At 69.6% G+C, this 20304-nt stretch carries 16 protein-coding genes; 6 read left to right on the forward strand and 10 right to left on the reverse strand.

Going from position 1 to position 20304, the window contains the following annotated elements; all coding sequences use genetic code 11:
• Window positions 1–75: 75 nt before the first annotated feature.
• Window positions 76–1122: an L-glyceraldehyde 3-phosphate reductase gene (gene mgrA / locus ACFVUT_RS20785; protein WP_389651545.1), complete on the reverse strand. Its 1047-nt coding sequence runs from the start codon at window positions 1120–1122 to the stop codon at window positions 76–78.
• A gap of 197 nt (window positions 1123–1319) precedes the next feature.
• Here mgrA and ACFVUT_RS20790 point away from each other — a divergent pair, with 197 nt between their 5' ends.
• The 4 genes from ACFVUT_RS20790 (at window position 1320) to ACFVUT_RS20805 (ending at window position 6653) form a co-directional block, all read left to right on the forward strand.
• Window positions 1320–2081: an isoprenyl transferase gene (locus ACFVUT_RS20790; RefSeq protein ID WP_389651548.1), complete on the forward strand. Its 762-nt coding sequence runs from the start codon at window positions 1320–1322 to the stop codon at window positions 2079–2081.
• Window positions 2082–2694: 613 nt separating this feature from the next.
• Window positions 2695–4017, forward strand: a complete 1323-nt coding sequence (locus tag ACFVUT_RS20795) for a PhoH family protein (RefSeq protein ID WP_389651551.1) — start codon at window positions 2695–2697, stop codon at window positions 4015–4017.
• 389 nt (window positions 4018–4406) lie between these two features.
• Window positions 4407–5105, forward strand: coding sequence for a lytic transglycosylase domain-containing protein (locus ACFVUT_RS20800; RefSeq protein WP_389651553.1), 699 nt, complete (start codon window positions 4407–4409; stop codon window positions 5103–5105).
• 135 nt (window positions 5106–5240) lie between these two features.
• Complete coding sequence (locus tag ACFVUT_RS20805) at window positions 5241–6653, forward strand: AI-2E family transporter (RefSeq protein ID WP_389651556.1); 1413 nt, start codon at window positions 5241–5243, stop codon at window positions 6651–6653.
• Window positions 6654–6726: 73 nt separating this feature from the next.
• Here ACFVUT_RS20805 and ACFVUT_RS20810 read toward each other — a convergent pair whose 3' ends face one another.
• Window positions 6727–7263: an alkyl hydroperoxide reductase gene (locus ACFVUT_RS20810; protein WP_389651559.1), complete on the reverse strand. Its 537-nt coding sequence runs from the start codon at window positions 7261–7263 to the stop codon at window positions 6727–6729.
• Window positions 7264–7275: 12 nt separating this feature from the next.
• Window positions 7276–7830 (reverse strand): peroxiredoxin, encoded by a 555-nt coding sequence (locus tag ACFVUT_RS20815; RefSeq protein WP_389651561.1) that lies wholly within the window; start codon window positions 7828–7830, stop codon window positions 7276–7278.
• A gap of 131 nt (window positions 7831–7961) precedes the next feature.
• On the opposite strand from ACFVUT_RS20815, the gene ACFVUT_RS20820 reads away from it, so the two are divergent.
• Window positions 7962–8921: a hydrogen peroxide-inducible genes activator gene (locus tag ACFVUT_RS20820; protein WP_389651564.1), complete on the forward strand. Its 960-nt coding sequence runs from the start codon at window positions 7962–7964 to the stop codon at window positions 8919–8921.
• Between the two features lie 129 nt (window positions 8922–9050).
• Here ACFVUT_RS20820 and ACFVUT_RS20825 read toward each other — a convergent pair whose 3' ends face one another.
• The 5 genes from ACFVUT_RS20825 to ACFVUT_RS20845 form a co-directional block, all read right to left on the reverse strand.
• Window positions 9051–11459 carry an FtsX-like permease family protein gene (locus tag ACFVUT_RS20825; RefSeq protein WP_389651567.1) on the reverse strand — a complete coding sequence of 803 codons (2409 nt, stop codon included), beginning with the start codon at window positions 11457–11459 and terminating at the stop codon, window positions 9051–9053.
• Window positions 11456–12142 (reverse strand): ABC transporter ATP-binding protein, encoded by a 687-nt coding sequence (locus ACFVUT_RS20830; RefSeq protein ID WP_389651569.1) that lies wholly within the window; start codon window positions 12140–12142, stop codon window positions 11456–11458. Before ACFVUT_RS20830 ends, ACFVUT_RS20825 begins: the two co-directional genes overlap by 4 nt.
• Entirely contained in the window at window positions 12139–12663 is a 525-nt protein-coding gene (locus ACFVUT_RS20835; protein WP_389651572.1) for a PadR family transcriptional regulator, read from the reverse strand. Before ACFVUT_RS20835 ends, ACFVUT_RS20830 begins: the two co-directional genes overlap by 4 nt.
• Window positions 12664–12865: 202 nt before the next feature.
• On the reverse strand, window positions 12866–13093 hold the full coding sequence (locus ACFVUT_RS20840) for a hypothetical protein (protein ID WP_389651575.1): 228 nt from the start codon (window positions 13091–13093) through the stop codon (window positions 12866–12868).
• Window positions 13090–14061 carry an SPFH domain-containing protein gene (locus ACFVUT_RS20845; RefSeq protein WP_389651578.1) on the reverse strand — a complete coding sequence of 324 codons (972 nt, stop codon included), beginning with the start codon at window positions 14059–14061 and terminating at the stop codon, window positions 13090–13092. Before ACFVUT_RS20845 ends, ACFVUT_RS20840 begins: the two co-directional genes overlap by 4 nt.
• 222 nt (window positions 14062–14283) lie before the next feature.
• On the opposite strand from ACFVUT_RS20845, the gene ACFVUT_RS20850 reads away from it, so the two are divergent.
• Window positions 14284–16524 (forward strand): transglycosylase domain-containing protein, encoded by a 2241-nt coding sequence (locus tag ACFVUT_RS20850; RefSeq protein ID WP_389651581.1) that lies wholly within the window; start codon window positions 14284–14286, stop codon window positions 16522–16524.
• 64 nt (window positions 16525–16588) lie between these two features.
• Here the strand turns inward: ACFVUT_RS20850 and ACFVUT_RS20855 are convergent, their stop codons facing one another.
• Together ACFVUT_RS20855 and ACFVUT_RS20860 are read right to left on the reverse strand one after the other, a co-directional pair.
• On the reverse strand, window positions 16589–18058 hold the full coding sequence (locus ACFVUT_RS20855) for a catalase (protein WP_389651584.1): 1470 nt from the start codon (window positions 18056–18058) through the stop codon (window positions 16589–16591).
• Between the two features lie 121 nt (window positions 18059–18179).
• Window positions 18180–20117 carry a SpoIIE family protein phosphatase gene (locus tag ACFVUT_RS20860; RefSeq protein WP_389651587.1) on the reverse strand — a complete coding sequence of 646 codons (1938 nt, stop codon included), beginning with the start codon at window positions 20115–20117 and terminating at the stop codon, window positions 18180–18182.
• Window positions 20118–20304 lie beyond the last annotated feature (187 nt).

The following is a 20304-nucleotide window of genomic DNA, read 5'->3' on the forward strand; positions in this document are numbered from 1 at the left end:
TTTTGTGGGCCCGCTGTGCGGCCCGCGTGAAGGCCGCGGGCCGACTGCGTACCGGCCCCGCGAGGCCGCCCCGGATCAGCGCCGTCCGGCCCAGATGTTGGTGCCCGCGGTGTCGACCGCGAAGGTGTCGATCTCTCGCAGTTCCTCGGCGGTCAGCGGCGGCCCGGCGAGCGCCGCGACGTTCTCCTCCAGCTGCCTCACGCTCGAAGCGCCGATCAGTGCCGACGTCATGCGACTGTCCCGCAGCACCCAGGTGAGTGCCAGCTGAGCGAGTGACTGGCCGCGACGGCGGGCGATGTCGTTGAGCCCGTTCAGCCGGCGCAGTACCTCCTCGGAGAGCAGCCCCGGATCCAGGGACTTGCCCTGGGTGGCGCGCGAGCCCTCCGGGATGCCTGTCAGGTACTTGTTCGTGAGCAGGCCCTGCGCGAGCGGAACGAAGGAGATGCAGCCCATTCCGGCCGTCTCCAGGGTGTCCAGCAGCCCGTCGTCCTCGATCCAGCGGTTGATCATCGAGTAGGACGGCTGGTGGATCAGGGCCGGCACGCCCCTCTCCCGGAGCAGCCGGGCGGCCTCGGCGGTCTGCTCCGCGTTGTAGGAGGACACACCCACGTACAGCGCCTTGCCCTGCTGGACGGCGGAGGCCAGCGCCCCCATCGTCTCCTCCAGCGGAGTGTCCGGGTCGAAGCGGTGGGAGTAGAAGATGTCGACGTAGTCGAGCCCCATCCGCTTCAGCGAGGCGTCCAGCGACGACAGCAGGTACTTGCGGGAACCCCACTCGCCGTACGGGCCGGGGTGCATGTCGTAGCCGGCCTTGGTGGAGATGATCAGCTCGTCCCGGTACGGGGCGAAGTCCTGCCGGAACATCGTGCCGAAGTTGAGCTCGGCGGAGCCGGGCGGCGGTCCGTAGTTGTTCGCCAGGTCGAAGTGGGTCACACCGAGGTCGAAGGCGCGGCGCAGGATCGCCCGCTGGGAGTCGAGGGTGCGGTCGTCGCCGAAGTTGTGCCAGAGGCCGAGCGAGACGGCCGGAAGCTTGAGGCCGCTTCGGCCGCTGCGGCGGTACTCCATGGAGTCGTAGCGGGAACCGGCGGCCCGGTAGTGGTAAGGGAGAGGAGAATCGGTCACGTTTCTCTCCCTATCACGGACTTGTGACAGGCCGGGTTGGGCCGGTGTGCGGCCCGAGCAGTAATGTGGCGGCTTCAGGGACTGCCACGGCACAGCGGGGCGATGGACTCTGCGGAACAGTGCGGCGATTCCCGGGGCGACCCCGGGCCCCGGGTCATGGGGCGGGCGGGCCCGCACGGAACCGAGAGGTGAACTCAGTGAACTTGCGCGACCTGGTGTACAGGCTCTACGCGCGCCGGGTGGAGGCCCGCCTCGACCACACCCAGGTGCCCAAGCACATCGGTGTCATCCTCGACGGCAACCGGCGCTGGGCGCGGGCGTCCGGCGGCACGGCGGCGCAGGGGCACCAGGCCGGTGCGGACAAGATCCAGGAACTGCTCGGCTGGTGCAGTGAGACCGATGTGGAAGTCGTCACGCTCTGGCTGCTCTCCACGGACAACTTCGACCGGCCCGCGGCCGAGCTGACCCCGCTCCTCGGCATCATCGAGAACACCGTGCGTGATCTCGCGGCGGACGGGCGCTGGCGGGTCCACCACGTCGGCACACTCGACCTGCTGCCCGCCGGGACGCAGACCGTCCTCAAGGAGGCCGAGCAGGCCACGGTCGGTGTCGACGGGATACTGGTCAACGTCGCCGTCGGCTACGGCGGGCGCCAGGAGATCGCGGACGCGGTCCGCTCGCTCCTGCTGGACCATTCCTCGAAGGGGACCTCCTTCGAGGACCTGGCGGAGATCGTCTCCACCGACCTGATCTCCGAGCACCTCTACACCCGTGGCCAGCCCGACCCGGACCTGGTGATCCGCACCAGTGGGGAGCAGCGGCTGTCCGGTTTCATGCTCTGGCAGAGCGCGCACTCCGAGTACTACTTCTGCGAGGTCTTCTGGCCGGCCTTCCGCCGCGTCGACTTCCTGCGGGCCCTGCGCGACTACGCGGCCCGCCACCGCCGCTACGGCGGCTGAAACCCCGCTGCGGCGGCTGGCACCTCCGCCGGACGTATACGGGCGACGCACCCGGCCGCCCGCCCGCCTCCGTATACGGCCGACGTCCCACGGCCGACGTCTCCGTCTGCCCGCCTCGCGTATATGGCCGACGTCCCCGGTCGCCTCACGTACACGTGTGACGCTCCCGGCCGCCCGCCGGACCGTCCAGGCCGCTCGGGGCGGCATTTCTCCTGGTCCGAAGCATTGTCCCCCGTCTGCCCCGGGACAGCATCCGCGGACTCCCGGTTTGTGAGGGCCCCGACCGGCGGGGCGGCCCGGTCACCCGGGGCCGGGCAGCACTCATGGCTCACCGGCCACCGCGGAACGGCATGGCTTCGCGTGTTCGAGGGAATACCCCTGACAGGTCGACGTCCGATCACCAACCAGGCGGACGTCGTGTCCAAGTGAGCGGCATGGAGTCCGCTCGCCCGGGAGGCCCTTTGCACACGAAGGACCGTACATACAGTGCGGCCGACGCGGAGGGCCGGAGCTCGGCCCGTGCATCGGGGTCGCAGCCCGGTCCGTCCTCTCCCATTGGGATGCTCCGCGACGCCGTCGCACCCCAACCTCGTCCGAGGGGGTACGTCCTTCCGTGGTGACCAGCACAAAGCGCCGCATGTCCGACAGGCGCACCTATGTTCTCGACACCAGCGTCCTGCTGGCCGATCCGAACGCCATGGCCCGGTTCGACGAGCACGAAGTCGTGCTCCCGATCGTCGTGGTCACGGAACTGGAGGCCAAACGGCACCACCCGGAGCTGGGGTACTTCGCCCGCCAGGCCCTGCGCCTGCTGGACGATTTCCGGACCCGCTACGGCCGGCTGGATGCCCCGATCCCGCTCGGGGATCTGGGCGGAACCCTGCGTGTCGAGCTCAACCATTCCGACCCCGGCGTCCTGCCCGCCGGCTACCGGTTGGGGGACAACGACTCACGGATTCTCGCGGTCGCGCGCAACCTTCAGGCCGAGGGGTACGACGTCACGGTCGTCTCCAAGGACCTGCCGCTGCGCATCAAGGCGTCGTCGGTCGGCCTCCTGGCCGAGGAGTACCGCGCCGAACTGGCCATCACCGACTCCGGCTGGACGGGCATGTCGGAACTGTCCCTCGCCGCCGAGCAGGTGGATCTGCTCTACGGCGAGGAGACGCTGTACGTCCCCGAAGCCGCCGAACTGCCCGTGCACACCGGGCTGGTCCTGCAGTCCGAGCGCGGCAAGGCGCTCGGCCGGGTCACCGCCGAGGGCAACGTGCGGCTGGTGCGCGGTGACCGCGAGGTCTTCGGTATCCACGGACGCAGCGCCGAGCAGCGCATCGCGCTGGATCTCCTCCTCGACCATGAGGTCGGCATCGTGTCGCTGGGCGGCCGGGCCGGTACGGGGAAGTCGGCACTGGCGCTCTGCGCCGGGCTCGAAGCCGTCCTGGAGCGGCGCCAGCACCAGAAGGTGATGGTCTTCCGCCCGCTGTACGCGGTCGGCGGCCAGGAGCTCGGCTACCTCCCCGGCACCGAGGCCGAGAAGATGAGCCCCTGGGCCCAGGCCGTCTTCGACACGCTCTCGGCGGTCGCCGGACGCGAGGTGATCGAGGAGGTGCTGGGGCGCGGCATGCTGGAGATCCTGCCGCTCACCCATATCCGGGGCCGCTCGCTCCACGACGCCTTCGTGATCGTCGACGAGGCGCAGTCGCTCGAACGGAACGTGCTGCTGACCGTGCTGTCCCGGATCGGGGCGAACTCCCGGGTGGTGCTCACGCACGATGTGGCGCAGCGCGACAACCTCAGGGTCGGCCGGTACGACGGAGTCGTCGCCGTGGTCGAGAAGCTGAAGGGGCATCCGCTCTTCGCGCATGTCACGCTCACCCGCTCCGAGCGTTCACAGATCGCCGCGCTGGTGACCGAAATGCTGGAGGACGGCCACATCTGATACGGGATATGACCGTTGGTGCCGCCCGGCGAGCGAAAGAGCTTAGCCGGGCGGCACCGTGCTGTGCGGCTCTTTCGCACATCACTTGCTCCATACGGGGTGTGAGCTTTCACACGCAACAGGGAATTGCCTCCCGGTGTGCCGTTCCGGCAGAGTCTTGCTTCCGTCAGGCCCCGCATACGGCACACCCGCACCTCCAGAGGTGCTCCGCACCACACAACTCAACAACCGCCGTCCGTATGCCGCCCGCGAGTACCACGCGGCGCTTCCTCCGGGGAGTCGCCCACCGGGCCCGTGCCTCCCGTGACCCAAGCAGTAGGGAGGCCAGCGTCAGGGGCACGATTGCGTCCGCGAGGTCACCTAAGCGGGCGATGCTGGAAGGACACCGTGTGAGCCGGATCTCGGTCCGGGGGTTCGCCGTGGCGTCAGCCACCGCGGTCACCACCGTCGGCGCCGTCGTAGGCGTTGCCTCGGGCAGCACTCCCGCTGCCGACGACAACAACTTCGAGGCGACCGCAGCCGACACGACGCTTCTCGCCGACATCCCTGCGGGCCAGCAGGCCCAGGTGCAGACGGCCTCGCTGACGCAGCAGGCGGACGCGCAGGCGTCCGCGGCCGACGCTGCGGCGAAGAAGTCCGTCGAGGAAGCGGCCCGCATCCAGGCCGCCAAGGACGCCAAGTCGAAGAAGCAGGCGGCCGAGGCCAAGCTGGAGGAGGAGCGCAAGGCCAAGGAGGCCGAGCGTGCCAGCCGTTCCGCGGTCCGCAGCGCTGCCAGCTTCGCCTCGCAGAGCTCGTACACCGTGGCCGAGGTCCAGGCGATGGCGCGTCAGATGGTGCCCGCCGACCAGTTCCAGTGCTTCAGCAACATCGTGAACCACGAATCGAGCTGGAACTACCGGGCGAGCAACCCGTCCTCCGGTGCCTACGGCCTCGTCCAGGCGCTGCCCGGCTCGAAGATGGCCTCTGCCGGCGCGGACTGGCAGACCAACCCGGCCACGCAGATCAAGTGGGGCCTCAGCTACATGGACGTCCGCTACAAGAGCCCGTGTGGCGCATGGTCCTTCTGGCAGGCCAACGGCTGGTACTAGAACCCTTTCGGGTTCCGGTCTCAACCTTTTCGAAGCCCCTCGCCGTCCTACGGTGAGGGGCTTCGCGCGTGTACGGTCATTTCGAACGCTCGGCGGGGAAGCGGTGGGGAGAGAAGACGGGGGAGAGGGGCGATCATGTCGAAACTTCCGGGGTGGCTCGGCCGCCTGGGCGCCGAACTGACGCAACTGGGCGGGCGGCTGGAGCAGCGCAGAGCCGAGGCCGAAGCCGAAGGGGGCGACGCCGTGCCGATCGAGTCGTCGGAGCCCGCCGCGGTGCCCGCCGGGGCCGGGACGGACGGGCGCGGTGCCGTGAACGACCGGGTGCCACCGCCCCCCGCGTACGCCCCCTCCGTCGCGGCCCGGCCCGATCCGGTCGCGGCGATCCCGTGGGGCATGCGCGTCGCGGCCGAGGCGGGCTGGCGGCTGCTCGTCCTGGCGGGCACGCTCTGGGTGCTGATGCGGGTCATCAGCGCCGTACAACTGGTGGTTCTGGCGTTCGTCGCCGCGCTGCTCGTCACCGCGATGCTCCAGCCGACGGTCGCCCGGCTGCGGCGGTACGGTCTGCCGCGCGGACTGGCCACGGCGGTCACGGCGATCCTGGGCTTCGTCATCATCGGGCTGGTCGGCTGGTTCGTTGTCTGGCAGGTCATGGACAACCTCGACACCCTCTCCGACAAGGTCCGCACGGGTATCGACGATCTGAAGAACTGGCTGCTCGACAGCCCCTTCCACGTCACCGAGCAGCAGATCAACGACGTGGCGAAGAACCTCAGCGACACCATCGGCACCAACACCGAGCAGATCACCTCCGCCGGTCTCCAGGGCGTCACCGTGATGGTGGAGTTCCTCACCGGGATGGTGCTCGCGATGTTCTCGACGCTCTTCCTGCTGTACGACGGGAAGCGCATCTGGCACTGGGTGCTGAAGCTGGTGCCCGCCCAGGCCCGGCCCGGTGTCGCGGGCGCCGGGCCGCGCGCCTGGCGGACCCTGACCGCGTATGTGCGGGGCACCGTGCTCGTGGCGCTGATCGACGCGATCTTCATCGGGCTCGGGATCTGGTTCCTCAACGTGCCGATGGCGGTGCCGCTCGCCGTCTTCATCTTCCTCTTCGCCTTCATCCCCTTGGTCGGCGCGGTGATCTCCGGAGCGCTCGCGGTGGTCGTGGCACTGGTCACCGAGGGGGTGTTCACCGCGCTGATGGTGCTGGTCGTGGTGCTCGCCGTCCAGCAGATCGAGGGTCATGTGCTGCAACCCTTCATCCTGGGGCGCGCGGTACGGGTGCACCCGCTCGCGGTCGTGCTCTCGGTCGCCGCGGGCGGCATGATCGCGGGCATCGGCGGCGCCGTCGTGGCGGTGCCGCTGGTCGCGGTCACCAATACGGTGGTCGGCTATCTGCGGGCGTACGGGCAGGAAGAAGCCCTGCGGCACGCCCCGCCCCCGCACGGGGCGACCGCGCTCGACGTCGCTCCCACGCCCGCACCGGGATCGCCGCCCGAGAACACCGACCACGGCGACGACGACGAGGGCGGCGGCCGGAAGACCGAGTGAACGGATGATTCTGTGAACGGAAGAAGGGCCCCGAGGATGGTCGGTCGTCCACGGGGCCCTTCTCGTACCAGGGTTACTGCTGGGCGAGCACGTCCTCGGCATCGAGGGTCACGCCGACCGCCTGGATCACCGAAGCAATCTTGACGGCTTCCTGGATGGTCTCACGGTCCACGCCGGCCTTGCGCAGCACCTGCTCGTGGGAGTCCAGGCACTGGCCGCAGCCGTTGATCGCGGAGACGGCGAGCGACCACAGTTCGAAGTCGATCTTCTCCACACCGGGCTTGCCGATGACGTTCATCCGCAGGCCCGCACGGAGCGTCCCGTACTCGGGGTCCGACAGCAGGTGCCGGGTCCGGTAGAAGACGTTGTTCATCGCCATGATGGCGGCGGCCGACTTCGCGGCGGTGTACGCCTCCGCGGAGAGGTTGGCCTTCGCCTCCGGCTCCAGTTCGCGCAACACCTTCGGCGAGCGCGAGGCGATCGCGCAGGCGAGGACGGTGCCCCACAGCTGCTGCTGCGGAAGCTCACTGTTCCCGATGACCGAACCCAGGTTCAGCTTCAGGTCCTTGGCGAAGTCCGGGACGGCGGCCTTCAGTTCGTCGAGTGCCATGTCGCTGCCGGCTCACTCGCCCGCGAGGAGCGCGACCGGGTCGAGGGTGTTCTCGCCCTTGGTCCAGTTGCAGGGGCACAGCTCGTCGGTCTGCAGGGCGTCCAGGACCCGCAGGACCTCCTTGGGGTTACGGCCCACGGAACCGGCGGTCACCATCGTGAACTGGATCTCGTTGTTCTGGTCGACGATGAAGACGGCGCGCTGGGCGAACCCGTCCTCGCCCTCGATGCCGAGGTCACGCATGAGCTCGTGCTTCGAGTCGGCCAGCATCGGGAAAGGCAGGTCGGTCAGGTCCGGGTGGTCCTTGCGCCAGGCGTGGTGCACGAACTCGGAGTCACCGGAGAAGCCGAGGACCTGGGCGTCACGGTCGGCGAACTCGTCGTTCAGCTTGCCGAAGGCGGCGATCTCGGTGGGGCACACGAAGGTGAAGTCCTTCGGCCACGCGAAGACGATCTTCCACTTGCCCTCGTAGGTCTTGTGGTTGATCTGCTCGAACTCCTTGCCGCTCTCCAGCGAGACACAAGCAGTCAGGTCGAACTCGGGGAACTTGTCACCGACAGTGAGCACGCGCTCTCCTTGCAGCGTAGGACATCCCCTTTGGGGGAGTTCCTGAGGGTTGGACGATCACTACCTTGGCACAGAGTGCATTGATCGCGGAAATAGCTACACTCGGGCACGATGATCGGAGGTGCCTATCAGTGGCGCAGAGTAATCAGGGCAATCGGATCAAACAGCCCAGCCTGTCGCAGTTGCGCGCGTTCGTGGCCGTCGCCGAGCATCTGCACTTCAGGGACGCCGCGGCAGCGATCGGGATGAGCCAGCCGGCGCTGTCCGGTGCCGTGTCGGCGCTGGAAGAGGCGCTGGGTGTCCAGCTCATCGAGCGTACGACGCGCAAGGTGCTGCTCTCGCCGGCGGGGGAGCGGCTCGCGGGCCGGGCCCGGGTGGTGCTGGAGGCCGTGGGGGAGCTGATGGAGGAGGCCGAGGCGGTCCGGGCGCCGTTCACCGGAGTGCTCAGGCTCGGCGTGATCCCGACCGTCGCACCGTATCTGCTGCCGACCGTGCTGCGCCTGGTCCACGAGCTGTACCCGGAGCTCGACCTCCAGGTGCACGAGGAGCAGACCTCCTCGCTGCTGGAGGGCCTGGCCGCGGGGAGGCTGGATCTGCTGCTGCTCGCCGTGCCGCTCGGGGTGCCGGGCGTGAGCGAACTTCCGCTCTTCGACGAGGACTTCGTCCTCGTGATGGAGCGGGACCACTGGCTCGGCGGACGCAGCGACCTTCCGCGCGAGGCCCTGCGCGAGCTGCCGCTGCTGCTCCTCGACGAGGGGCACTGCCTGCGCGACCAGGCGCTGGACATATGCAGGGAAGCGGGGCGTACGGAGGGCGCGCCGGTCACCACGACCGCGGCCGGGCTCTCCACGCTGGTGCAGCTGGTCGCCGGCGGGCTCGGGGTGACGCTGCTGCCGCGCACCGCGGTGACGGTCGAGACCGGCCGCAACGACGCGCTGGCCACCGGGTACTTCGCGGATCCCGCACCGTCACGGCGGGTGGCGCTGGCGATGCGCTCGGGGGCGGCGCGGCACGAGGAGTTCGAGGAGTTCGCGGCGGCGCTCAGGGAGGCGATGGCGGCGTTGCCCGTACGGGTGACGGCGGGCCGGTAGCCGCGGGCGGCGGACGAAGGGGCACGGCCCGTTCCCGGACCGCACCCCCTGCGGCGCGACCGCGCCGTCACTCCGTACGAAGGGGCACGGCCCGTTCCCGGACCGCACCCCCTGCGCGCGATCGCGCCGTCACTCCGTACGCAGGCCGTCCGGGCGCATCATGCGCCACAGCGGTGGCAGCGAGACCACGGTGACCAGCAGGATCAGCGCCGCGCCCGCCCCCGTCATCGGCAGGAACAACCACCAGTCGGTGACCTTCTTGTCGATCATCCGGATCATCAGCGCACCCAGGCCGAGGCCGCCCGCGACGGCCACTGCCAGGCCGATGACCACGGGGACGGCGGTCTGCCAGAGCACCGACCAGCCGAGCGTGGTCCGCCGGGTGCCGAAGGCGACCAGCACCGACAGCAGACGCCTGCGCTCCCGGAGCTGTTCCAGCTGCGAGACCAGCATGGCGGCGGCGATCAGCAGCAGGGTCGCGGTCGCGCCGACCTTGAGGCCCGTCTGCACACTGGCGTACTGCCGGTCACGGGCCACCGAGCTGAGGGTCACGACGCGCATCCCGGGGTCGAGCCGGGCCGCTGTGTTCCGTACGAACTCGGCGACGTCCTCGACGCTCTCGTCCACCCGTATCTGCGCGTTGGTCTGTGCGTGCGGCAGGGTGCTCGGGTCGATGGCGCCGACGGTCGCCATGATGCCCCAGTGCTCCTCGCCCATCGGATCACGGCGGGAGTCCACGGTCGGAGCGTCGGCGGGCAGGGTCCACAGCTTCGACTTCTCGCCGGGTACCGACCCCGCCTCGTAGTTGAGTTCGACCGGCTTGCCCTTGCGGGCCGCCTTGTCGGTCCAGTCGGCCATGTCCTTGTCCTTGGGATGGACGACGAACGCGTCGCCCTCCTCGCAGGAGCCGATCCGGGCGATCTCGCGCAGGGTCGCGCAGTCGCCGATGATCAGTGAGGTGGTGGGCTGGACTTCGTCACCCTCGTACGTGCCCGGCTTGACGGCGTACGACTCGACCATGCCGATGACCGTCTCCACCCCCTTGGTGCCACGGAACTCCTTGATGGTCCGGGTGGCCGCGTCACCGGTGACGTTCTCGGAGAACGTGTAGAACTGGGCCCGCGTCGGGTCCTGGCCCGTCATCCGGTTGAACTCGTCGCCCACCGCGGCGAACAGCATCTGCAGCGCCACCGCGCCCGCCACCGCGACCGTGATGCCGCTGACCGCACGGGATGCCGCCCCGCTGCTCAGCTGGAGTCTGCGGGTCGCGAGCTGCCAGGGCACCGGGCCGCCGCGCAGCCGGTTCACGCACGCCTCGACCAGCCAGGGCAGCAGCAGCGCGAGGCCGACCAGGACCAGGACGGCGCCGCCCGCGATCGGATACGGATTGACCGGGGTGAATTCGTCGACCTTTCCGGTCAGCGCGAGCACCGCCAGTCCCGCGACCGGCACCGGCAGCCGCCACCAGAGCCGGCGCCCGCGGCTGCGGCCGTTGCGTACGACGCCGAGCGGTTCGATCACCACGGAGCGCAGGGCCGCCAGTGTGACGAGCACCGCGGCCACCGGAACCGCGACGGCGATCAGCGCGGCCAGCAAGGGATCGGGGACCAGGTCCGCAGGGAAGGCGCTGACGTTCCACACCTGGACGGAGCCCACGAACCGGCGTCCCGCCAGGAAGATCACCAGACCGGTGAGCAGACCGAGCACCGCTCCGCAGAACGCCTCGCCGGCCGCGATCCGGCGCGTCATCCGGATGTCCGCACCGACCAGACGCAGTGCGGCGAGCCGGCGGTCGCGGCGGTCTCCGCCGAGACGCACGGCCGTCGCGATGAAGATCGCGACCGGCACCAGCAGCACCACGCAGATCATGATGATCAGCACGATGAGGATCGGCGGCATCTCCTCGCCCGGGCCCGGGTTGCCGTAACCGGCGATCCGGTGACCGCCGTTGGCGGGGGTCAGAGTGTCGCTGCCCGTGTAGAAGAGGAGTTCGCCCGGGGAGACCAGGCCCGCGTCGGCGATCGTGCCGGTGATCCGGTACGGCAGCCGTTCCTTGAGGAGACGTCCCTCCGAGGAGCCGAGCAGCTTCTTCAGCGCGGGGGAGACCACCATCTCGCCCGCGGCGGGGAAGCGCGCGACGCCCGGCGGGACGACGGGGTGGGCGCCGTCGGCGCGCATCAGGAAGCCGTCGACGACGCGACCGCGGTACTCCGTCTCCGCGTTGATCCGAAGCACCGAGGTGTCCGACTTCTCGGCCGAGACGTCGGGCGACTCGGAGATCTTGGTCTCGGCGCGGGCCTGATCACGCGCGGACCGCTGGTCGAGCAGATGCGGTGCGGAGGCGGCGGTCAGCAGCAGCGCCACCCCCAGGCCGACACCGACGGCGGTCAGCAGGGTGCGGATCCAGCCCTCGCGCCCGCCGGAGACGGCGAACCGGATACCCAGGCCGAGAGCGCGCAGCAGGGCGGCGAAGCCGGTGGGCGGCGTCGGCCGGGGCGGTGCCTCGGCCGGGGTGTTCTTGTGGTCGAGCAGGGTCATGCCACGTGCTCCAGGCTGCGGGCCCGGCCGTCGCGCACGGTGACGTCACGGTCGGAGTACGCGGCGACCCGGGCCTCGTGGGTCACCAGGACGACGGCGACGTTCGCGGACCTGGCGGCCTCGGTGAGCAGTTCCATGACCCGCTCTCCGTTGAGGGAGTCCAGGGCGCCGGTCGGCTCGTCGGCGAAGATCACCTTCGGGGACGAGGCCAGCGCACGGGCCACGGCGACGCGCTGGCCCTGGCCGCCGGAGACCTCGCCCGGGCGTTTGGCGCCGATGTGCTCGACCTCCAGGCGCTCCAGCCAGTGGCGGGCGGTGGCCTCCGCGTGCTTGCGCCGGGCGCCGCCCAGACGGAGCGGCAGAGCGACGTTCTCCACGCAGGTCAGTTCGGGCACGAGCTGGCCGAACTGGAAGACGAAGCCGAACTCGGTGCGGCGCAGCGCGCTGCGTTCGGCGTCCGACATCGCGGTGAGCTCGCGGCCCGCGTAGGTGATCGTGCCCGTGTCGGGGGTGACGATCCCGGCGAGGCAGTGCAGCAGGGTCGACTTGCCGGAGCCGGACGGGCCCATGACGGCGACCACCTCGCCCGGGTGGATGGAGAACGAGGCGCCGTCGAGCGCGGGTGTGGAGCCGTACGACTTGTACAGGCTGTCGGCGCTGAGCAGGGAGCCGGTGGGGGTCATGCGGTCACCTCCGCGGCGAGCCGGTCCAGTCGGGCGGCGGTCAGTTCCAGCCAGCGCAGATCGGCTTCGAGGTGGAAGAGCGCGTGGTCGCAGATCAGCTGGTCCGCGAGGTCTCCCTTGCGCTTTCGATCGGTGAGGATGCGCATGAGGCGCAGGTGCTCGGTGCGCTGGCTGTCCAGCAGGGCTTCGGCGCTGCGGCCGGTGAGCAGGGCCAGGACGACCTTGGTGTAGAGCGTCGACTGCAGGTACGGCTCGGGCTTCTCCGGCTGCGCGAGCCAGGCGCCGACATCGGTCACGCCCGCCTCGGTGATGGCGTACCGCTTGCGCTCGGGGCCGCCTCCGCTCTCGACGCCGTCGACCTCGACGAGGCCGTTCTTGAGGAGCCGGGACATGGTCGAGTAGACCTGGCCGTAGTGCAGCGGGCGGTCGTGCCCGAACTTCTCGTCGAACGCGCGCTTGAGGTCGTAGCCGTGGCGCGGGCCGGACTCCAGGAGTCCGAGCAGGGTGTGGCCGATAGACATGCCGAGCACTGTACATGCTGTGTATACCTCGGGTGTATACCGAGGGTCGGGGGCCTGCGCCGGGCCCTGTTCCGGCCCGCGGGGCTGTGGGCCGGAACGGGGCCGTGGGTCGGAACGGGGCCGTGGGTCGGAACAGGGCTGTGGGTCGGAACAGGGCCCGCGGCCCCGAGGTCACCGCGACTCCGGGAAGCGGGCCCCCTGGTCACCGAGGCTTCGGAGGGCGCCCCCGGCGGGGGATCGGGCGGGCCGCGCCCGGCAGACGGCCCGCCTCCGCCAGGGCCCTGCGCAACAGGAACTCGATCTGGGCGTTCGCGCTGCGCAGTTCGTCGGACGCCCAGCGGGCCAGGGCGTCGTGCACCGCGGGATCCAGCCGCAGCAGCATTTGCTTGCGCTGTGGCGGCTGCCTGGGACCGGGCGTCTCGTCCGTCACTGGTAGAGAGTGCCCGTGTTGAGGACCGGCTGCGCCGCACGGTCACCGCACAGGACCACCATCAGATTGCTGACCATGGCCGCCTTCCGCTCCGAGTCCAATTCGACGATGTCCTGCTCGGCGATCCGGTTCAGCGCCATCTCGACCATGCCGACCGCGCCCTCGACGATCTGCTGCCGGGCCGCCACCACGGCACCGGCCTGCTGGCGCTGGAGCATCGCGGAGGCGATCTCGGGGGCGTACGCGAGATGGCTGAAGCGTGACTCGATGATCCGCACACCGGCGGCCTGCACCCGGGTGGTGAGCTCCACGGCCAGCTTCTCGGTGATCTCCTCCGCGTTGCCGCGCAGGGAGAGGCCGCCCTCCTCGTGGGCGTCGTACGGGTACTCGATCGCGATGTGCCGGACGGCGGCCTCGGTCTGGGTGGCGACGAACTCCCGGAAGTCGTTGACCTCGAAGAGTGCCTGCGCGGTGTCCTCGACCTTCCACACGACGATCGAGGCGAGCTCGATCGGGTTGCCGTAGGCGTCGTTGACCTTCAGGACCGTGGTCTCGTGGTTGCGGACCCGGGTGGAGATCTTCCGGCTGCTGGTGAGCGGGTTGATCCAGCGCAGCCCGTCGGTGCGTATCGTGCCGACGTACCGGCCGAAGAGCTGGATCACCCGCGCCTCGCCCGGTGCGACCATCTTCACACCCGTCATGCAGAAGAGCGAGGCGATGACGAGCAGGATGCCGAAGACGAGCACCGGCACCCCCAGCCCGTTGTTCCCGTCCGAGCTGACGACGCCTCCGGTGACGATGAGACCGATGCCGACGATCGCTCCGATCATGGTCAGCAGCAGGCCGAGGCCGCCGGGAATGCTGTGCGCCGTCACCTCTCTCACCTGCGGTTCGGGCATGTCGGGAGCATCGGGTGTGAGATCTGCGGACAGAGCGGACACTTCGTGCGGATTGCCTGGGCCGGGCATGGGCTCCCCCGTTTCGAGCGACTGAGTCAGTGCTAGCAATGTGATTACACATTACGCGAATTCGCAACCCTCGACGCCTCTCATGAGTCGGTTCCCTAGAGAGTGCGTGCTGTTTGTCACGTCCGGAAAAGACCACATCGCTTGCCTTTTGTCCTTGCCGACGGTGTTAGCTGGCTGGGCTGAGCTGATCTGGTCGAGCAGAGAAACGGGAGCACCACAGCGATGGGTCGAGCGGATGCGCGACGAGCCCGGCAGCGCGGGGCGCGGCGGGCCGCGAAGAGCGGCGGCATACGCAGACTCTTCACCTGGCGGAAAATGCTGGGCACGTTCTTCGGGTTCTGCCTGCTGATCATGGGTGCCTTCGTCGCCCTGTACCTGTACGTGGACATTCCGAAGGCCAACGACCTGGCCGAGCGGCAGAGCAACGTCTACCAGTACAGCGACGGCACACTTCTGACCCGCACCGGTGACGGGGTCAACCGCCAGATCGTGGACCTCGCCGAGGTCCCCAAGGCCGTGCAGCACACCTTCGTCGCCGCCGAGAACAAGACGTTCTACAAGGACCAGGGCGTCGACCTGAAGGGCACCGCCCGCGGCATCCTCAACACGCTCTCCGGCAAGGGCAAGCAGGGTGGCTCGACCATCACCCAGCAGTACGTGAAGAACTACTACCTGACGCAGGACCCGACGGTCAGCCGCAAGCTCAAAGAGCTGGTGATCTCGCTCAAGGTCGACCAGAAGAAGACCAAGAACTACATCCTCGCCGGGTACATCAACACCGCGTACTACGGGCGCGGCGCGAGCGGGATCCAGGCCGCGGCCCAGGCGTACTACGGCGTCGACGCCAAGGACCTCAACGTCTCCCAGGGCGCCTATCTGGCCGCGCTGCTCCAGGCCCCCAGCCAGTACGACTGGGCGTCCGCGACGGACACCGGCAAGAAGCTCGTCAAGGACCGCTGGGGCTACACGCTCGACAACATGGTCGAGATGCACTGGCTCGACAAGTCCGAGCGCGACACCCTGAAGTTCCCCGTCCCGGACAAGCCCAAGCCGGCCCCCGGCATGGAGGGCCAGACCGGCTATCTCGTCGAGGCCGCCAACAAGGAGCTCGACAAGCAGGGCATCACGGGCGACATGCGGCAGGCCGGCGGCTGGACCTTCACCCTCAACATCGACAAGAAGCGGCAGAAGCAGCTGGAGCAGGCGGTCGACCGCCAGCTGGAGACCAAGCTGGACCGCAAGGGCAACAAGGTCGACGCGACCGTCCAGGCGGGTGCCACCTCCGTCGATCCGAAGACCGGCGCGGTCGTCGCGCTCTACGGCGGCGTGGACTACGTCAAGCACTACATATCCAACGCCACCCGCCAGGACTACCAGCCCGCCTCCACCTTCAAGCCGCTGGTGCTCGCCTCGGCGCTGGAGAACGAGTCGAAGACCCAGGGCGGCGACCTGATCGGGGTCAACACCCGGTACGACGGCACCAGCAAGCGGCCGGTCGTCGGCAGCGACACCCCGTTCGCCCCGGAGAACGAGGACAACCGGAGCTACGGCGACGTCACCGTGCAGAGGGCGATGAACGCGTCGATCAACTCGGTCTTCGCGCAGATGGTCGTCGACGTCGGCCCGAGCGACGTGAAGAAGACCGCGCTGGCACTCGGCATACCGGACAAGAACTTCCCCGAGCGCCCCGCCATCACGCTCGGCACGATGAACGCCTCGACGTGGGACATGGCGGGCGCGTACGCCACGCTCGACAACCACGGCAAGAAGGTCACCCCGTTCATCGTGAAGTCCGCCAAGCACCGCGACCGGACGGTCGAGCCGGTCAAGGGCGTCGGCGACCAGGTGATCAGCCGCAAGTCCGCGGACACCGTGACCTCCGTCCTCAGGGGCGTCGTGGACAGCGGCTCCGGCCAGGCGGCCAACACCCCGGCGTACGACGCGGCCGGCAAGACGGGTACCTCCGAGAACAACAAGGCCGCCCTGTTCGCGGGCTACACCCCGCAGCTCACCACGGTCGTGGCACTCTTCGGTGAATCCCCCAAGGAAGGCGGCGGCCAGGTCAGCCTGACCGGTACCGCCAACTCCGGCCGGGCCAACGGTGGCGGCTTCCCGGCGCAGATCTGGGCGGACTACACCCTGGCCGCGCTCAACGGCGGCTCCAGTGCCCAGTTCGACCTGCAGGACGTCGAGCGCGGTGAGGTCACCACACCGGCCAGCCCGTCGATGAGCCCTTCGACGTCGCCGAGCCCCGACCTGTCGCCCTCCCAGCCGTCGACTTCGCCGTCGCAGAGTCCCATCGAGTCGCCCAGCGACTCGGCCAGCCAGTCGCCCATCGATCCGCCGAGCGAGTCGCCGGGGCTGCCGAGCGAGTCCCCGGTCCTGCCCGGCGACGGAGCGGACCAAGGACGGCCGGGCAACAACAGCAACAACAACATCGGCAGCGGCACGTCGCAGCAGTGAGCGCGTGCGTCAGGGGCGGTGCCGGCCGGCACCGCCCCTGGCCCATGCCTCTCGTACGACGGTGTCAGCCGCCGTTGACCTTCTTGGCGATCCGGTCGCCGAGGTCCTTGTCGACGTTGCGCCAGTACTGGAACGCGCGCTCCAGGACCGGGGCGCTCACGCCGTCCAGCAGATGGCCGGAAATGTTCGACACCAGGCGCTCGCGCGCCGCGTCGTCGAGGACATTGCGGACGAACGTGCCCGGCTGGCCCCAGTCGTCGTCCTCGCTGTGCAGCTTGTACGCCTCGTGCACCATCTCGCCCGCCGTCGCCCAGCCCGCCGGGTCGCCGAAGCGCTCGGTGTCCGCGGCCGGACCGCCGTACGAGTTCGGCGCGTAGACCGCTCCCGTACGAGCCGGCTCGTACCGCATGGGGCCGTCCTTCGCGTACGAGTTCCGGCCGAACCGCGGACGGTTCGGGGGAAGCTGCGCGTAGTTCGGGCCGATCCGGTACCGGTGGGTGTCCGGGTACGAGAAGAGCCGGCCGAGCAGCATCTTGTCGGGCGACGGGCCGATGCCGGGCACCAGGTTCGACGGCTCGAAGGACGCCTGCTCGATGTGGACGAAGAAGTCCTCCGGGTTCTCGTTCAGCGTCATCCGGCCGACTTCGATCTCCGGGTAGTCGCCGTGCGGCCACACCTTCGTGAGGTCGAACGGGTTGAACCGGTAGTCCGGAGCGTCGTCGAACGGCATGACCTGGACGTAGAGCGTCCAGCTCGGGTGGTCACCCCGCTGGATCGACTCGAACAGGTCGCGCCGGTGGACATCGCCGTCGACGCCGGCCATCCGGTCGGCCTCGTCCTGCGGGTAGTAGTCGATGCCCTGGTCCGTCTTGAAGCGGTACTTCACCCAGAACTTCTCGCCGCCCGCGTTCACCCACATGTAGGTGTGCGAGCTGTAGCCGTTCATGTTGCGGTACGTCTTCGGGATGCCGCGGTCGCCCATCAGCCACGTCACCATGTGGGCGGACTCGGGGGAGAGCGTCCAGAAGTCCCACTGCATGTCGTGGTCGCGCACCGCGCTGTCCGGGCGGCGCTTCTGCGAGCGGATGAAGTCCTGGAATTTCATCGGGTCGCGTACGAAGAAGACCGGCGTGTTGTTGCCGACCATGTCGTAGTTGCCGTGTTCCGTGTAGAACTTCAGCGCGAATCCGCGGGGGTCGCGCCAGGTGTCGGGCGATCCCTGTTCACCGGCGACCGTGGAGAAACGGGCGAGCATGGCGGTCCGCTTGCCCGGTTGGAAGAGGTCGGCCTTGGTGAACTGGCTGATGTCGTTGGTCACCTCGAAAGTGCCGTAGGCGCCGGACCCCTTGGCGTGGACCACCCGCTCGGGAACCCGTTCACGGTTGAACTGGGCCATCTTCTCGATGAGGTAGTGGTCCTGGAGCAGGATCGGCCCGTCGGAACCGACAGTGAGCGAGTGTTCGTCGCTCTCCACCGGGACTCCGGCGTTGTTCGTGGTGTAGGGGGTGTTCTTGGTCTTGATGTCCTCAGGCACGAGCGTCCTCCCGTCGGTGGGGTTTGGGTCAGGTCGTCTCGTTCACGACTGAAGTCAACTCCGCCGACAGGAGGTCGGCAACATTTGGCTACCGTCCGTACCGGGCTGTCCCCGGCTCCTCCTACTGGCCCCGGGTCGGCATCTCGAACCAGACCACCTTGCCGGTCGAAAGACGCGTCGCTCCCCAGCGTCTGGCCAGCCGGTTCACCAGGAACAGGCCCCGGCCGCCCTCGTCCATGTCCCGGGCCCGGCGCTGCCGGGGCAGTTGCGGTGCGTCATCGCCCACCTCGCAGCGCAGGATGTCGGTGCGCAGCAACCGCAGCGTCACCGGCCGCTCCGCATAGCGCACCGCGTTGGTCACCACCTCGCTGACCAGCAGTTCCACCGAGTCGGAGAGATCGTCGAGCCCCCAGCGGCTCAGTGCCCGGCGGGCCAGCCTGCGGGCGCGTCCCGGAGCGGACTCTTCCGGTTCCAGGTGCCAGTAGGCGACATCACTTGGCGCGATCCCGTCGAACCGGGCGGCCAGCAGAGCGATGTCGTCGTCCCGGTCGCCCGGACCGAGCATGTCGAGCACGTCGTCGCAGAGGGCCTCCAGCGGCGGCGAATGGTCCGGTCCGGTGAGCCGCGCGGTGGTGGCGAGCCGTTCGCGCAGCTGCTCGATCCCGGTCCAGACGTCCCGCAGCCGGGACTCCACGAGACCGTCGGTGTACAGCAGCAGTGTGGCGCCCGAGGGTGCGTCCAGCTCGACGGCCTCGAAGTCCACGCCGCCGACGCCGATCGGGGCGCCGGGCGGCACCCGCAGCACCTCCGCGCGACCGCCCAGATGGAGCAGGACGGGCGGCGGATGCCCGGCGTTGGCGATGGTGATGCGGTGCGTGACCGGGTCGTACACCGCGTAGAGGCAGGTCGCCATGCGGTCGGTGCCGAGCCGCTGCGCCTGCTCGTCGAGGTGGTGCAGCACCTCCTGCGGCGGCAGGTCGAGCCCGGCGAGGGTCTGCGCGGTGGTACGCAGCTGGCCCATGATCGCCGCGGAGGTCATGGAGTGGCCCATGACGTCGCCGACGACCAGGGCGACCCTGCTGCCGGGCAGCGGGATCGCGTCGTACCAGTCACCGCCGACCCGGGCCGTCTCCGCGGCCGGGAGGTAGCGGGAGGCCAGCCGGACACCGGTCGGCTGCGGCAGCGAGTCGGGCAGCATGGTGCGCTGCAACTCGTCGGCGATGTACGCCTCACGGCCGTACAGCACGGCCTTGTCGATGCCGAGCGCGGTGTGCGTCGCCAGCTGCGCGGCGACGAGCAGGTCGTTGGCCTCGAAGGGCGCCCGCTCGGTCCCGCGCAGGAAGACGGCGGCGCCGATCACCCGTCGCCGTCCGCGCAGCGGGGCGAGGATCGCACGGTGTCCGGTGGGTGCGGACCGGCCGGTGCCGAGCAGTTCGGGCAGCGCGGCGCGGGCCGCGGCGGAATCGCCGAAGACCGGCCGCACACCGCGCAGCACCTCGTCGAGCGCGCCGCCGGAGCGGACCTCGCACAGCTCGGCCGCCGGGGGCATGTCGCCGTGCGGATCGATGACGGGCAGCCGCAGCCGTTCGATCTCCGACGAGGTCTCGGTCTCCTCCTCGTTCAGCCGCAGCCGGTCGGACCGGCGCAGCCGCAGGACGAAAGGGGAGACCGGCCGCTCGTCGCCGACCGGCAGCGGGTCGCGGAGGTAGACCAGTATGGCGTCGGAGAACGTGGGCACGCTGGCCCGGCACAGGCCCAGCACGATCTCGTCCAGATCTATGCCGCGGGCGATCCGCCGGGTGGCCGCCCCGACGAAACGCAAGCGGTCGCCCTCGCGGCGGACCGCTGCCTGCGGGTCGAGTCCGATGGGGGCGGCGTTCGCCGCCGAAGCTGCCGAGGCCGCCGCATTCGCCACCGCGCCCGGCGGCGTGGCCGGGCCGGGGATCGCGGAGGCAGGGGAAACGGCCGACGCGGCATCCTGCTGCCGCGGCCGGGTGCGCTCCTGCGACCGGGCGGCGAGAGGCTGCCGGCCTTCGTGGGAGGTGGGGTGCTCCGTCACGCGTGGGGTTCCGTCCGTCCGGGCCGGTTGTATGAGGCAATCACCTCGTGGGGCGCTACTGTGCCCCGGCGAGAGCGGCGATAACAACGGCTGCCATCGGATGCCCCCGAAAGAGGGGCCGAAACCGGATGCCCGCTCCGGGGTTCGGTGACAACGTTTCCGGCGACGGGGCGGACGACGGCGAGCA

This window comes from Streptomyces sp. NPDC058051 (assembly GCF_042885475.1).
GTDB lineage: Bacteria > Actinomycetota > Actinomycetes > Streptomycetales > Streptomycetaceae > Streptomyces.